Origin of the sequence: Actinomycetospora flava, from assembly GCF_037400335.1 — a bacterium.
GTDB lineage: Bacteria > Actinomycetota > Actinomycetes > Mycobacteriales > Pseudonocardiaceae > Actinomycetospora > Actinomycetospora flava.
The window spans coordinates 148,959-162,115 of record NZ_JBBEGM010000010.1 but is presented as its reverse complement, the minus strand read 5'-3'; the positions used below and the strand labels follow the sequence as shown (position 1 = coordinate 162,115).

Sequence of the window (13,157 nt, the reverse complement as noted above, 5' to 3'; positions counted from 1 at the left end):
CGAAGCGTTCTCGCCGAAGAGACCGGCTCCTCGGCCGACCACCCCGATCGCGGGTCGGCGTCGCTGGAGCGTCAGCGCTCCTGATCCTCCCGCTCCCGCCGCGCCGCCTCCCCGGCCGCCGCGACGAGGTTGACGTAGCCGGTGCAGCGGCAGAGGTTGCCGCGCAGCGCCTCGCGGATGTCGTCCTCGCCGGGGTCCGGGTCGCGGTCGAGCAGGTCGCGCACCGCGAAGAGGTGACCCGGCAGGCAGAAGCCGCACTGGAAGGCGTCGAGGTCCCAGAACGCCTGCTGGACGTGGTCGAGGGTGCCGCGCGGGGAGTAACCCTCGATCGTCGTGATGTCGGCACCCTCGGCGGACGCCGCGAGCACGAGGCACGACTTGGTGATCTGACCGTCCATGCGCACCGTGCAGGCGCCGCAGTCGCCGCCCGCGCAGCCGATGTGCGTACCGGTCATGCCGAGGTTGTCGCGCAGCACGTCGACGAGCAGCTGGCGGTCCTCGACGCGGACCCGCCGGCGCCTGCCGTTGACGGTGAGCGCGAGGTCGCGATCGGGGACGGCGTCCGAGTCGGCACGGGGTTCGACGGCGGTCATGCGCGTGCTCCTTCCCGGAGCTCGGTGAGGGCCCGGCGGGCGACGACCGGGGCGATGCGGGCGCGGTAGTCGCCGGGGGCGAGCACGTCGGTCCAGGGCGCGGTGACGGCGGCGGCGACCGCGTCGTCGACGGCGGCCCGGGTGGGGTCGGGGATGACGATGCGCAGCGGCCGCGCCTGGACGGCGCCGAGGGTGACGGTCAGCGCGTCGCCGTCGTCGACGGCGCTCGCCGTGGCGATCGGCCAGGACCCGGTGGCGTGCTTGACCTTGCAGTAGCCGCTGCGGGCGACGCCGTCGACGGTGACGGCGGCGACGAACTCGCCGGCCCGCCGGTCGATCTCCTGGGCGCCGAGCAGGAACTCGGACACCGGGACCGAGCGCGGCCCGGACGGGCCGTGCAGCTCGACGGTGGCGCCGAGCGCGGAGAGCGCGCCCGGCATGTCGGTGCCGGGGAAGGCGTGGCACAGCGCGCCGACCAGCGTGGCGTGTCCGGTCAGCTGGCGCCCGCCGGTGACCCCGCGCGCGACCCGGGGCAGCAGCGGCACGGCGTCGGCGAGCAGCGGCGAGGCGATCGCGTCCTCGTAGGTCACCATCGCGCCCAGCCGCACGCGGCCGCCGGTGCGCTCGATGCCGCGCAGACCCAGCCCGCGCAGGTCCACGACGTGGTCGACGTCGGTCTCGCCGCGGTTCATGCGGGGCAGCAGCTGGCTCCCGCCGGCGAGCACGGCGACCCGCCCGTGGTGCTCGGCGAGCAGCGCGGCGGCGTCGTCGGGGCGGTCCGGGCGGTGGTAGCGCAGACGCGTGCGGATCACGAGGCACCTCCGGAGACGATCGCGTCGAGCACGACGGGCGGGGTCAGCGGCACCCGGTGGGCGTGCACGCCGAGGGGGCGCAGGCCGTCGTTGACGGCGTTGAGCAGGGCGGCCATCGCGCCGCCGACACCGCTCTCGCCCGCGCCCTTCGTGCCGAGCAGGGTGAACGGCGAGGGCGTGTGCTGGTGCTGCAGTCGGATCGTGGGCAGGTCGGGAGCGCGGGGCGTCAGGTAGTGCTTGAAGGTCTCGGCCTCCGGCGCTCCGTCCTCGCCGTACGGGACCTCCTCCCACAGCGCGCCGCCGATGCCCTGCGCGATGGCGCCGTAGAGCTGGCCGGCGACGAAGGTCGGGCTGACGACCACGCCGCAGTCGTCGATCGCCGAGTACTCGAGCAGCTCGACCACGCCGGTCTCGGCGTCGACCTCGACGAGGGCGACGTGCGCGCTGTACGGGAAGCTCGGGTACGCCGAGAAGCGCCCCTGCTCGTCGGGGACGTGGTGGAAGTTGTGCGGCAGGTCGATGCGGGTGACCTCGAGCAGCGGCTGGTCGAGCCCCGGCGCCGCGAGCCCGCGCCGGTAGATCGTCTCCGCGAGCTCGGCGAACGTCAGCGACGTCTCCGGGTCGGTGCGTGAGACGACGGCACCGTCGCGGAAGTCGAAAGCCGCGGCGTCGGCGTCGAGCAGCGCCGACGCGGCGTCGGCCATCCGTTCCCGCAGCTCGCGGGCCGCGAGCACGGCCGCGGCCCCGCCGGTGGCGAGGCTGCGGCTGGTGAAGTTCCCGAAGCCGTAGGGGCAGGCGTCGGTGTCGCCCTGGGTGACGCCGACGGCCTCGACGGCGATCCCGAACTCGCGCGCGACGAGGTGGGCGATCGAGGTCTCGTTGCCGGTGCCCGGGCTGGTGACGCCGGTCAGCACCGACACCGCGCCGCTGGGGTGCACCCGCACGGTGGAGGTGTCGAAGCCGCGCACGAAGCTGCCGGCGAAGTCGCCGCCCTCGGGGGTCAGCTCGAAGCCGATCCCGACGCCGAGGTGGCGACCCTGCGCCCGCGCGGCCTCCTGGCGCGCGCGCAGCGCGTCGTAGCCGGCCAGCGCGAGCGCCTTGTCCAGCGCCGCGGCGTACTCGCCGGAGTCGAGGTGCTTGGCGGCGGTCCAGAACGGAAAGGCCTCGGGCGGGATGAAGTTGCGCCGGCGCACCTCGGCGGGGTCGATCCCGCGGTGCTCGGCGATCAGGTCCATGATCCGTTCCAGGGCCATCGCGGCCTGTTCCTTGCCGTAGCCGCGGAACCCGTTCCAGGGCGCCTTGTTGGTCACCACCGGCACGGACTCGATCGCGTAGTCGGCGATCCGGTACGGCCCGGGAAACGTCATGCCGGCCGGGAACGTCATGCTCCAGCCGCCCCAGGGAGCCAGGCAGCCGATGTTGCCGACGATCCTGTCGGCGAGGCCGAGCACGACGCCGTCGTCGTCGAAGCCGACCTCGAAGCGGTGGGTGAACTCGCGGGCCCCGACGAGCAGGCAGTCCTTGCGGGTCTCGATCCACTTCACCGGCGCGTCGGCGAGCCGCGAGAGCAGGCAGACCAGCGGCTCCTCGCCGTAGCCGTTGAACTTGTGCCCGAAGCCGCCGCCCATGCGTGTGGCGACGACGCGGACGCGGTCCTCGGGCACCCCGAGGGTGGTCGCGAGGTTGGTGCGCAGCGGGTGCGGGTTCTGCGTCGACGCCCACAGCGTCAGCCGCCCGCCCGGCTCCCACTGCGCCACGTAGCCGCGGGTCTCCATCGGGGCGACGTGCTGGCGCCCGACACGCAGCTCGTCGCGCACGACGTGCGGAGCGGCCGCGATCTTCCCCGCCGCGTCGCCCTCGGCGAACGGGAAGAGCCCGAGGCGGTTGTCGCCCCACTCCTCGAAGAGCACCGGGGCGTCGTCGCGCAGCGCCTCGTCGGCGTCGAGCACCGCGGGCAGCGGCTCGTAGTCGACGACGATGTCGGCGAGCGCGGCCTCGGCCTCCGCGAGGCTGCTGGCGACGACGGCGGCGACGGGCTCACCGACCCAGCGGACGCGGTCGACGGCGAGGCAGCGGAACTCCGTCGTCCGGCACCCCACGATCGAGGGCTCGAAGAAGTGCGGCAGGGGCGTCGCGAGGTCGACGGCGTCGGCGCCGGTCAGCACGACCTCGACCTCCTCCCGCGCCCGCGCCCGGGAGGCGTCCACGCCGCGGATGACCGCGTGGGGGTGGGGGCTGCGCAGGATCGCGGCGTGCAGCAGCCCGCGCGGGGCGATGTCGTCGACGAACTGGGCGCGCCCGGTCAGCAGGAGGTCGCCGTCGCGGCGCAGCGGCTGGTGGCCGTCGGTCTCGTGGAGCGCAGGGGCGCCGGGGGGCGGGTCGGGAACGGTGTCGGGCTCGGGTGCGGTGCGCAGGGAGTGCGGCGGCGTGGGGGTGGTGGTCATCTCGAACTCCACGGGCGTCGTTGCCTACCGTCCAGGCGGTAGGGAGCCAAGAGTGTGGTGTGGGTCATGCGGTGTCAAGAGCGTCGGGAGTGGGTGGGGACGTGCTCAGGACTTCGACAGGAACGCCGTCCTGCGGGCGACGTGGTCGTCGTGCTGCGCGGCGACGCCCTGGCCGAGGGCCTCCCGGTCGAGGACCTGCTCGAGCGGGAGATCGGCGGCGGCGCGGAGCAGGCGCTTCGTGAGGGCGAGCGCCTTGGCGGGTCCGGCGGCCAGCGCGGCGGCCTCGCTCGCCGCGGCCCCGGCGAGCTCGGCGTCGTCGACGACGCGGGTCGCGAGGCCGAGCGCGAGCGCCTCGTCGGCGTCCACGCGGCGCCCGGTGCGCGCGAGGTCGAACGCGCGCTGGTGGCCCACCTGGCGGGCGAGGGCCCAGGCGACCCCGCTGTCGGGGACGAGCGCCATCCGCCCGAACGCGCAGGACAGGCTCGCCCCGCGCCCGAGCAGCACGACGTCGCACGCCAGCGCGAGACCCATGCCCGCCCCGACCGCGGCGCCGTTCACGGCGGCGACGACCGGGGTGTCCATGCCCGCGAGCAGGCGCACGAGCGGGTTGTAGGTCCGGTCGACCGTGTCGTGGGCGTCGTCGAGCTCGTCGACGGCGGCCAGGTCCTGGCCGACGCAGAAGGCCCGGCCGGCGCCGGTGAGCACGATCGCCCCGACGTCGCGGTCGCGGGCCAGGGCGGCGAGTCGGTCGGCGAGCTCGACGCGGGTGGCCTCGTCGAGGGCGTTGAGCCGGTCCGGGCGGTTCAGGGTGACGGTGGCGACGGCGCCGTCGCTGCCGTCGCGGGAGACGTCGATCGATCCCATGGGTCCTCCAGCTTCAGCGCGGCGCGATGCCGGTGAGGATCTGCGACCAGAAGTACTCGGCGACCTCGGCGGCGCTGCGGCGCCCGCCGGGGCGGAACCACTGGTAGGTCCAGTTCGCCATCCCGAGCACGGCCATGGTGGTCAGCTCGACGTCGATGTCGCCGAAGCTGCCGTCCTCCCGGCCCTCGGAGAGCACCGTGATCAGCATGTCGCGGTACTGGTCGCGCTTCTGCCGGACCGAGGCGCGGACCTCGGGCGGGAGCTCCCGGAAGTGCTCGAAGAAGATCTTCAGGTGCCCCGGGTGGGTCTCCTGCAGACGGATCAGGTCCGTCATGATCGCCAGCAGCATCTGCTGGTGGGTGTGCCCGCCGGCGTCGATGCGCTCCTGCTGCTGGGCGATGATCAGGTCGATCATCTCCTCGTGCAGCTCGACGAGCAGCTGGTCCTTGCCGGGGAAGTAGTAGTAGAGCGACGCCTTCTTGATCCCCACGCTGCCCGCGATGTCGTCCATCGAGGTCTCGCGGTAGCCCGAGGCGTCGAAGAGCTCGGCCGCGACGCGGCGGATCTGCGCGCGGCGCGCGGTGCCGTCCATCCGCTGGGTCACGTGGGGGATCCCTCCGGGGACGAGGGCCGGTGCAGCGCGCTGTACTCCTGCCCGGGCAGCGAGTAGCCCCGCGCAGCGTAGGGGAACGCGTCCAGCTCGGTGGTGGCCTCGCGCTGCTGGTAGTAGGAACGGATCTCGGCGATCAGCCCGTCGCGCAGCACGAACCACTCCGCCCCGCGGGTGGCGACGCGCTCGTCCGCCCCGGCCGGCAGCCAGAACATCGTCCACTCGATGACCGCCTCGTCGCCGTCGCCCACCAACCGGTCGACCACCCAGCGCGCCTGGATCGCCCGGGTGACCTTGCGCCAGTAGCGGGCGAGGTGCTCGGCCCCGGCCACCGGCGCCGAGCCGAGGTTGGGGGCCAGGAAGTAGTGGACGACGTCCGGGTGCAGCGTGGAGAGCAGCACGTCGACGTCACCGTCGGAGCAGCCGTCGTAGTAGCGCGTGATCAGGTCCTTGCTCGTCATCGGCGTCCTCGTCACGCGTACTCGTGGAAGCCGGCACCGCTCTTGCGCCCCAGCCGGCCCCGGCCGATCAGGTCGGTGAGCGGCCCTGCGGGCACCAGGCGCGGGTCTGCCTCGGCCTCGGCCATCGAGGCCAGGGCGGCGGCGGTGACGTCGAGGCCGATGAGGTCGATCAGCGCGAGCGGGCCCATCGGGTGGCCGGCCTCGGCGGTCATCAGGGTGTCGACGGCCGCCGGGTCCGCGCCGGCGGCCACGGCCCGGGCGGCGTCGTTCAGGTAGGGGATGAGCAGCCGGTTGACGATGAAGCCCCGGCGGTCGGCGGCCTCGACGACGACCTTGCCGAGGTCGCGCCCCCAGGCGGCCGCGGTGCCGGCGAGGGCCCGGTCGGCCCCGGCGGGCAGGGCGATCTCGAGCAGTTTCATCGCGGGCGCCGGGTTGAAGAAGTGCAGGGCGAGGGTCGGACGTCCCGAGACGACCGGCGCGCACACGTCGGCGACCCGGTACGACGAGGTGTTGGTCGCGAGCGGGACGGCCGCGGGCAGCGCGGCGTCGAGCCGCGCGACGAGGGCCTGCTTGACCGCGAGCTCCTCGGCCACGGCCTCGACGACGACCTCGGCGCCGGCGAGGTCGGTGTCGTCGACCGTGGTCCGGATGCGGTCGTGGATCGCCGCCGCGCCGTCGGGGTCGAGGCGGCCCTTGGCGACGGCGCGGTCGGTGCTCTTCCGGATCCGGGCGCGCAACCCGTCGAGGGAGTCCGCCGACCGCCCCAGGACCGTGACCGCGCGCCCGCTGCGGGCGATCACCTCGACGATCCCCGAGGCCATGAGACCGGTGCCGAGCACGCCGACCGGGCCGGCCCAGGCGTCCCCGTCGTCCGGTGTCGCGTCGCCGTCCGTGGTCGCGACGTCCCCGGCCCCGGCGAGCAGCTCCCGTCGCGCGGCGGGCAGGTCGCCGATCACCGCGAACGGCCCGGCGGGGTGTCCGGCGCCGTGGCGCATGGCGAGGTCGAGCACGCCGGGGGCGAGGCCGTCGCGACGGCTCATGGCGACCGCGTCGGCGAGCATCCCGGCGCGCAGCCGCGGCGCCGGTTCCCAGTCCTCGGTGCCGGGCAGCGGGGTGTGGCCGGCGAGGACGTCGGTGGAGGTGGTGGTCATGGCCCGCCCTCCTACTTGATCGCCAGCGCGCTCACCGGCGAGCCGACGGCCCCGGTCAGCGGCAGCGGGGAGGCGACGAAGAAGAACTCGTGCACGCCGTCGCGGGCGCAGTCCGCGCCGAGCGGGTCGAGGTCGAAGATCTCGCCGATCGCCATGCCCATGTAGGTCAGCGCGACGATGTGCAGCGGCTGGAACTGGTCGATCTCGTTGGGCCGGACCTCCGCGCCCCAGGTGTCGGTGGCGATCGCCGCGACGTCGTGGTCGTACAGCCACGGAGCGGTGTGCAGCGAGAGACCCGGCGAGTCGCCGCCGGCGTAGCCGCCCCAGTCGTGGCGGCGCGCGCCCAGGAACCCGGTGCGCACCAGCACCGCGTCGCCGCGGCGGATCTCGACGCCCTGCGCGGCGGCCGTCGCGTCGAGCTCGTCGGCGGTGATCGCGCGGCCCGGCTCCAGGGCGTCGACCCCGAGGTGGCGGGCGACGTCGAGCAGTACCCCGCGCATGACGATCCGGCCGGTGTAGTTCTGGATCGCGTTGCTGGCCGCGCCGTGGCTGTCGACCTCGGCCGCGGACCGGCCGTTGTACATCTTCCCCTCGTAGAAGACGTGCGCGAGCGCATCCCACTGCGTGCCGGCCTGGTTGGGCATGACGACGTAGTCGTCGGCGAACCCGATCCCGTGCGCCGGCCCCCACGCCCCGGGCAGCACGTCCTGGCGCCCGGCGACGTGGTCGGCGCCGGTCGCCGACATGAACAGCTGCGGGTTGATCCGGAACGGGCTGTTCTGGGGGCCCTGCAGGTCGTAGGGCAGGGTCAGCGACACCGTGCGGCCCTGGCGCACGAGCGCCGCCGCCGCGGTGATCTCGCCCGGCCCGACGAGGTTGAGGGTGCCGAGCTGGTCGTCGTCGCCCCAGCGCCCCCAGTTCGAGTACTGCTCGATGTACTTCTTCAGGATCGAGCGGTCGCCGTCCATGGTCACTCCCCGCGCCGCACGCGGGCCGGCCGCGGCCCGACGGTGGTGGTCAACGTGCCGATCCCCGCGGCCTCGAGCTCCACGACGTCACCGGGCTCGAGCCACGGGAACGCGTCCTCGCCGTGCAGGCTGGAGAGCTCGAGCAGGCAACCGGTCGCGCACGTGCCGGAGCCGAGGACGTCGCCCGCGCGCACCCACGAGTCGGTCGAGGCATGCGCGATCATCTCGGCGAACGAGTGGTGCATCGAGGCCAGCCGGTCGCCGCCGTGGGGCTTGCCGTTGACCCGCGCCGACAGGGCGGTGTCCGGCCGGCCGGGCGTGCCCTCGAGCTCGTCCGGCGTGGCGAGGCAGGGCCCGATGACGTTGGCGAAGTCCTTGCACTTCGAGGCGCCGAGGCCCAGGGACATCTCGGGGCCGGCGATGTCGCGCGCGGAGTAGTCGTTGAAGAGCGTGTACCCCGCGATCAGGTCGGGTGCCTGCTCGGGCGTGACGTCGCGGCCGTCGGCACCGAGCACCGCCGCCACCTCGAGCTCGTAGTCGAGCTGGTCGGTGTCGGGCCGCGGCACCTCGTCGCCGTCGCCGTAGATGTTGTTCGGGTGGGTGAAGTAGAAGACCGGCGTCCGGAACCACTCGGCCGGCACCTCGTCGGTGCCGCGGCTGCGCTGCAGGAAGTTGCGGTAGTGCTGCTCGAAGGTCAGGAAGTCGCGGATCGTGGTCGGCCGTGCCAACGGCGTCAGCAGCCGCACCTCGTCGAGCCCGACCGCGTCGCCGACCGCCGCCGGCTCGGTGCGCGACATCGCGATCGCCAGCAGCTCCGCGTCGCCGTCCCCGTCGGGCCGGGCGACCGGCACGACCGTCTGCCCGCGCAGCAGGCCGATCGCGACCGGCCCGCCTCCCGCGGGGGTGTACCGGACGAGCCGCATCCCGGGTCCTCCTCGACCTCAACCAACCGTCTGGACGGTAGATTAGAGCGATCGGGCCGGGAGTCAAGAGGCGTGGTCCGCTCTGCCTCCGCGGCGCGCACCCGGTCGTCACCCACGTGTCACCGTCCGTGCTCGTGTCAGACGCCACGACGCGTGCGGGCGGGCGGTAGGCAGTGCGCCGGTGCCTGCATACTCGGGGGTCAGCATGAGTATTCGACGTGTCGCAGTCCTCCCCGCCGGTCTCGTCTGGCGCACGGTCGGCGCCGGGTGGTGGGTCAGCCGCGGCTGGTACACGGCCCGTCCGCGGTTGCTCGCCGTCATCGACGAGGTCGACGCGCGCCGTCCCGGCCGCCCCGACTGATCGCGCCTGCGCCCGGCCCCGCGATGCTGGGATTCTGATCAGGTGTTCTCGCGCGTGCTCATCGCCAACCGGGGCGAGATCGCCATCCGCATCGCGCGGGCGGCCGCCGACCTCGGGATCGGGTCGGTCGCCGTCCACGCCACCGACGAGCCGGACGCCCCACACGTCGCGAAGGCCGACGCCGCCGTGCCGCTGGCCGGCTCCGGCGTCGCGGCCTATCTCGACGTCGACGACGTCCTGCGTGCCGCCGCGGAGACCGGGGCGGACGCGATCCACCCGGGCTACGGCTTCCTGAGCGAGAGCCCGGCCTTCGCGCGGGCGTGCGCCGAGCGCGGCGTCACGTTCGTCGGGCCGTCGCCGGAGGTGCTCGCCGACCTCGGCGACAAGACCCGTGCCCGCGCGCTCGCCGAGGCCGCCGGGCTGCCGGTGCTCGCCGCAGCCGACCGGGACGGGGCGGCGGCGCTGCTCGAGAAGACCGGCGCGGTGATGGTCAAGGCGGTCGCGGGCGGCGGGGGCCGCGGGATGCGCCGGGTCACCGACCCCGCCGACCTGCCCGACGCCCTCGCCCGCAGCGCCTCCGAGGCGGGCGCGGCGTTCGGCGACGACCGTGTCTACGCCGAGGAGCTGCTGCGCCCGGCACGGCACGTCGAGGTGCAGATCGTCGGCGACGGCACCGGCGCGGTCGTCCAGCTCGGCGAGCGGGACTGCTCGGTGCAGCGGCGCCACCAGAAGGTCGTGGAGGTGGCGCCCGCGCCCGACCTCGACCCGGCGGTCCGGGAGGAGCTGCACGCGGCGGCGGTGCGCCTGGGGGAGTCGGTGCGCTACCGGGGCCTCGGCACGGTCGAGTTCCTCGTCGGCGGCGACCGCTCCGCGTTCATCGAGGTCAACCCGCGCCTGCAGGTGGAGCACACGATCACCGAGGAGGTCACCGGCGTCGACCTCGTGCGCGCGCAGATCCGCCTCGCCGCCGGTGCGACGCTCGCCGACCTCGGCCTGGACGCGCCGCCGACGCCCCGGGGCACGGCGATCCAGGCGCGCATCACCCTCGAGCACACCGAGCCCGACGGCACCACCACGCCGACCGCCGGCACGCTGACCGCCTACGAGCTGCCCTCGGGGCGCGGCGTCCGCGTCGACGGTGCCGGCTACGTCGGCTACCGGACGAGCCTGCGCTACGACCCGCTGCTCGCGAAGCTCGTCGTCTGGGACCCCGACGCCGACCTCGCCGTCGTCGCCGCCCGCGCGGCCCGCGCGCTCTCCGAGGTCAACATCGCGGGCGTCGGCACGAACGTCGACCTGCTCGCCGGTGTCGTCGCCACCCCCGCCTTCGCCGCGGGCGAGCTGACCACCGACTTCCTCGACGACCACCGCGCCGCGATCCTCGCCGCGACCCGCCCGCACCGGTTCATCGACGCCGCCCCGTCGTCCGACGAGCCGGCGAGGACGCTGCGCACGGCGCCCGGCGAGGACGCCGTGCCCGCCGTCGCCCCGGGCACCGTGCTGTCCGTCGAGGTCGTCGAGGGCGACACCGTCCGCGCCGGGCAGACGCTGCTCGTGCTCGAGGCGATGAAGATGGAGCACGTCGTCGCGGCCACGGTCTCGGGCACCGTGGGGACGGTCGCGGTCGCGCCGGGCGACACCGTCGCGGCCGGGGACGCGCTGCTCGCCCTGGTGCCCGACGCGAGCGCCGCCGACGACGCGCGGGAGGCGGCCGTCGTCGACCCCGACCACGTCCGCCCGGACCTCGCCGAGGTGATCGAGCGCCACGCGTTCGGCCTGGACCACCGGCGCCCGGACGCCGTCGCGAAGCGCCGCCGGGTGGGCCTGCGCACGGCCCGGGAGAACCTCGCCCAGCTCTGCGACGACGGCAGCTTCGTCGAGTACGGCGCCCTGGCGATCGCCGCGCAGCGGGCCCGGCGCTCGCTCGACGACCTCATCGAGCGCACGCCCGCCGACGGCATGCTCGCGGGCACCGCCACGATCAACGCGGACCTCGTCGGCGCCGAGCACGCGAACGCCGTCGTGCTCGCCTACGACTACACCGTCCTCGCCGGCACGCAGGGGTTCACCAACCACCGCAAGAAGGACCGCGCCGTCGCGATCGCCGCGGAGCGCCGCTGGCCGCTGGTCGTGTTCGCCGAGGGCGGCGGTGGGCGGCCCGGCGACACCGACGGCAGCTGGGCCTCGATGCTCGACGTCCCGACGTTCGAGATCTTCTCGCGGCTCTCGGCGCGCGTGCCGCTGGTGTCGATCGTGGCGGGGCGCTGCTTCGCCGGGAACGCCGCGCTGGCCGGTCTCTGCGACGTGATCATCGCGGTCGAGGGCGCCAGCCTCGGCATGGGCGGCCCGGCGATGATCGAGGGCGGCGGGCTCGGGGTCGTCGCGCCCGACGACGTCGGCCCGATGGAGGTCCAGGTCGCCAACGGGGTCGTCGACGTCCTGGTCGCGGACGAGGAGGAGGCGACCCGCGTCGCGCGGCAGTACCTGTCGTACTTCCAGGGGCCGGTAGCGGCGTGGGAGGCGCCCGACCAGCGGCTGCTGCGCCACGTCGTGCCGGAGAACCGGGTGCGCGTCTACGACGTGCGCGCGGTCGTCGAGGGCCTCGCCGACGTCGGGTCGGTGCTGGAGCTCCGGCGGGACTTCGCGCCCGGGATCCTCACGGTCCTCGTGCGCATCGAGGGCCGCCCGATGGGGCTGATCGCCAACAACCCCGCGGTCCTCGGCGGCGCCATCGACCACGACGCCGCGGACAAGGCGTCCCGCTTCCTGCAGCTCTGCGACGCCTTCGGGCTGCCGATCGTCTCGCTGTGCGACACCCCGGGCTTCATGGTCGGCACCGAGTCCGAGACCCACGCGACCGTGCGCCACTTCAGCCGCATGTTCTCGGTCGGCGGGAACCTCTCGGTGCCGATCGGGCTCGTCGTGACGCGCAAGTGCTACGGGCTCGGCGCGCAGTCGATGATGGGCGGCAGCCTCAAGGCGCCGGCGTTCGCGGTGGCGTGGCCGACCGGCGAGTTCGGCGGCATGGGGCTCGAGGGCGCGGTGCGGCTCGGGTACCGCAAGGAGCTCGACGCCGTCGAGGACGCCGACGAGCGCCAGGAGCTCTTCGAGCGCTACGTCGCCGCCGAGTACGAGAAGGGCAAGGCGCTCGCGGTCGCCGGCGTCTACGAGATCGACGACGTCATCGACCCCGCCGACACCCGCCGCTGGATCACCTCGTCGTTCCCGCCGCACCCGGTCGGACCGCCGCCGGAGAAGACCCGGCCGAACATCGACACGTGGTGAGGGGCTGCGCCCACGTGAGTGATGTGGGTCGCCCCGGCGACCCGTTCCACTCACATGGCCGCAGGCCGTCCGTTGAGCCCGAGGACGTCGAGCCAGGCGGTGATGCCGTCGAGCGCGGCCTTGCTGCCGGCCTCGGTCTCCGGCGCCGGCTCGAACGTGCGGGCCTCGCCCTCGCCGGAGATGTTCTTCATCGCGAAGGGGATCGGCACGGTGGCCCGGACCGGCGACATGCCCAGCGCGACCAGCACCGGCAGGAGCGCCTCGGCGGCGCGGGCCCCGGCGGCGACGCCGCCGTAGCCGATGAGCGCGACGGGCTTGTTCGCCCACTCCTGGTTGAGGTGGTCGAGCGCGTTCTTCAGCGCGGCGTTGTAGCTGTGGTTGTACTCGGGGTGGACGATCGCGATCGCGTCCGCGCGGGCGATCGTGGCGCTGAAGGCCTTGGTCGAGTCGAGCGTGTAGTTGGCGAGCCGCGGGTGGTGGGGCTCGGCGAACATGGGGAGGTCGACCTCGGCGAGGTCGACGATCTCCACCTCGAACGCCCCGTGCTCGCGGGCGTAGTCGGCGAACCAGCGGGCGATCGGCTCACCGACGCGTCCGGGGCGTGTGCTCGCGACGATGATCTGCAGCAGCGGGCGGCGGTCGGCCTGCGTCATGGGGCTCCTTCACCGGGGTGATGGTTGTCGTT

12 protein-coding genes are annotated in these 13,157 nt (G+C 74.4%); 2 read left to right on the top strand and 10 right to left on the bottom strand.

What is annotated here, in order from left to right:
* Nucleotides 1-71 precede the first annotated feature (71 nt).
* From WCD58_RS22770 to WCD58_RS22730, 9 genes are all read right to left on the bottom strand, one after another.
* Nucleotides 72-593, bottom strand: coding sequence for a (2Fe-2S)-binding protein (locus tag WCD58_RS22770; protein WP_337705365.1), 522 nt, complete (start codon nt 591-593; stop codon nt 72-74).
* Nucleotides 590-1,405 (bottom strand): FAD binding domain-containing protein, encoded by an 816-nt coding sequence (locus tag WCD58_RS22765; protein ID WP_337705364.1) that lies wholly within the window; start codon nt 1,403-1,405, stop codon nt 590-592. The genes WCD58_RS22770 and WCD58_RS22765 overlap by 4 nt, the downstream gene beginning before the upstream one ends.
* Nucleotides 1,402-3,849, bottom strand: a complete 2,448-nt coding sequence (locus WCD58_RS22760; protein ID WP_337705363.1) for a xanthine dehydrogenase family protein molybdopterin-binding subunit — start codon at nt 3,847-3,849, stop codon at nt 1,402-1,404. The genes WCD58_RS22765 and WCD58_RS22760 overlap by 4 nt, the downstream gene beginning before the upstream one ends.
* A 105-nt stretch (nt 3,850-3,954) precedes the next feature.
* On the bottom strand, nt 3,955-4,713 hold the full coding sequence (locus WCD58_RS22755; RefSeq protein WP_337705362.1) for an enoyl-CoA hydratase/isomerase family protein: 759 nt from the start codon (nt 4,711-4,713) through the stop codon (nt 3,955-3,957).
* 13 nt (nt 4,714-4,726) lie between these two features.
* Nucleotides 4,727-5,317: a TetR/AcrR family transcriptional regulator gene (locus WCD58_RS22750; RefSeq protein WP_337705361.1), complete on the bottom strand. Its 591-nt coding sequence runs from the start codon at nt 5,315-5,317 to the stop codon at nt 4,727-4,729.
* Nucleotides 5,314-5,784: a nuclear transport factor 2 family protein gene (locus WCD58_RS22745; RefSeq protein ID WP_337705360.1), complete on the bottom strand. Its 471-nt coding sequence runs from the start codon at nt 5,782-5,784 to the stop codon at nt 5,314-5,316. Before WCD58_RS22745 ends, WCD58_RS22750 begins: the two co-directional genes overlap by 4 nt.
* An 11-nt stretch (nt 5,785-5,795) precedes the next feature.
* The gene (locus tag WCD58_RS22740; RefSeq protein WP_337705359.1) at nt 5,796-6,935 is read right to left on the bottom strand and encodes a 3-hydroxyacyl-CoA dehydrogenase family protein; all 1,140 of its coding nucleotides are present in this window, start codon (nt 6,933-6,935) and stop codon (nt 5,796-5,798) included.
* Nucleotides 6,936-6,946: 11 nt separating this feature from the next.
* Nucleotides 6,947-7,903 carry a cyclase family protein gene (locus WCD58_RS22735; protein ID WP_337705358.1) on the bottom strand — a complete coding sequence of 319 codons (957 nt, stop codon included), beginning with the start codon at nt 7,901-7,903 and terminating at the stop codon, nt 6,947-6,949.
* 2 nt (nt 7,904-7,905) lie between these two features.
* On the bottom strand, nt 7,906-8,826 hold the full coding sequence (locus tag WCD58_RS22730; RefSeq protein WP_337705357.1) for a fumarylacetoacetate hydrolase family protein: 921 nt from the start codon (nt 8,824-8,826) through the stop codon (nt 7,906-7,908).
* 205 nt (nt 8,827-9,031) lie between these two features.
* Here WCD58_RS22730 and WCD58_RS22725 point away from each other — a divergent pair, with 205 nt between their 5' ends.
* A complete protein-coding gene (locus WCD58_RS22725) occupies nt 9,032-9,187 on the top strand; it encodes a hypothetical protein (protein WP_337705356.1) in 156 nt (51 codons plus the stop codon).
* A 42-nt stretch (nt 9,188-9,229) separates the two neighbouring features.
* On the top strand, nt 9,230-12,472 hold the full coding sequence (locus WCD58_RS22720; protein WP_337705355.1) for an acetyl-CoA carboxylase family protein: 3,243 nt from the start codon (nt 9,230-9,232) through the stop codon (nt 12,470-12,472).
* Between the two features lie 50 nt (nt 12,473-12,522).
* On the opposite strand, the gene WCD58_RS22715 is transcribed toward WCD58_RS22720, so the two are convergent.
* The gene (locus WCD58_RS22715; RefSeq protein WP_337705354.1) at nt 12,523-13,125 is read right to left on the bottom strand and encodes an NADPH-dependent FMN reductase; all 603 of its coding nucleotides are present in this window, start codon (nt 13,123-13,125) and stop codon (nt 12,523-12,525) included.
* Nucleotides 13,126-13,157 lie beyond the last annotated feature (32 nt).

Coding starts and splice junctions, on each gene's coding strand:
- WCD58_RS22715 (WP_337705354.1), bottom strand. CDS start 13,125: ATGACGCAGGCCGACCGCCGCCCGCTGCTGCAGATCATCGTCGCGAGC.
- WCD58_RS22735 (WP_337705358.1), bottom strand. CDS start 7,903: ATGGACGGCGACCGCTCGATCCTGAAGAAGTACATCGAGCAGTACTCG.
- WCD58_RS22740 (WP_337705359.1), bottom strand. CDS start 6,935: ATGACCACCACCTCCACCGACGTCCTCGCCGGCCACACCCCGCTGCCC.
- WCD58_RS22760 (WP_337705363.1), bottom strand. CDS start 3,849: ATGACCACCACCCCCACGCCGCCGCACTCCCTGCGCACCGCACCCGAG.
- WCD58_RS22770 (WP_337705365.1), bottom strand. CDS start 593: ATGACCGCCGTCGAACCCCGTGCCGACTCGGACGCCGTCCCCGATCGC.
- WCD58_RS22725 (WP_337705356.1), top strand. CDS start 9,032: ATGAGTATTCGACGTGTCGCAGTCCTCCCCGCCGGTCTCGTCTGGCGC.
- WCD58_RS22730 (WP_337705357.1), bottom strand. CDS start 8,826: ATGCGGCTCGTCCGGTACACCCCCGCGGGAGGCGGGCCGGTCGCGATC.
- WCD58_RS22745 (WP_337705360.1), bottom strand. CDS start 5,784: ATGACGAGCAAGGACCTGATCACGCGCTACTACGACGGCTGCTCCGAC.
- WCD58_RS22755 (WP_337705362.1), bottom strand. CDS start 4,713: ATGGGATCGATCGACGTCTCCCGCGACGGCAGCGACGGCGCCGTCGCC.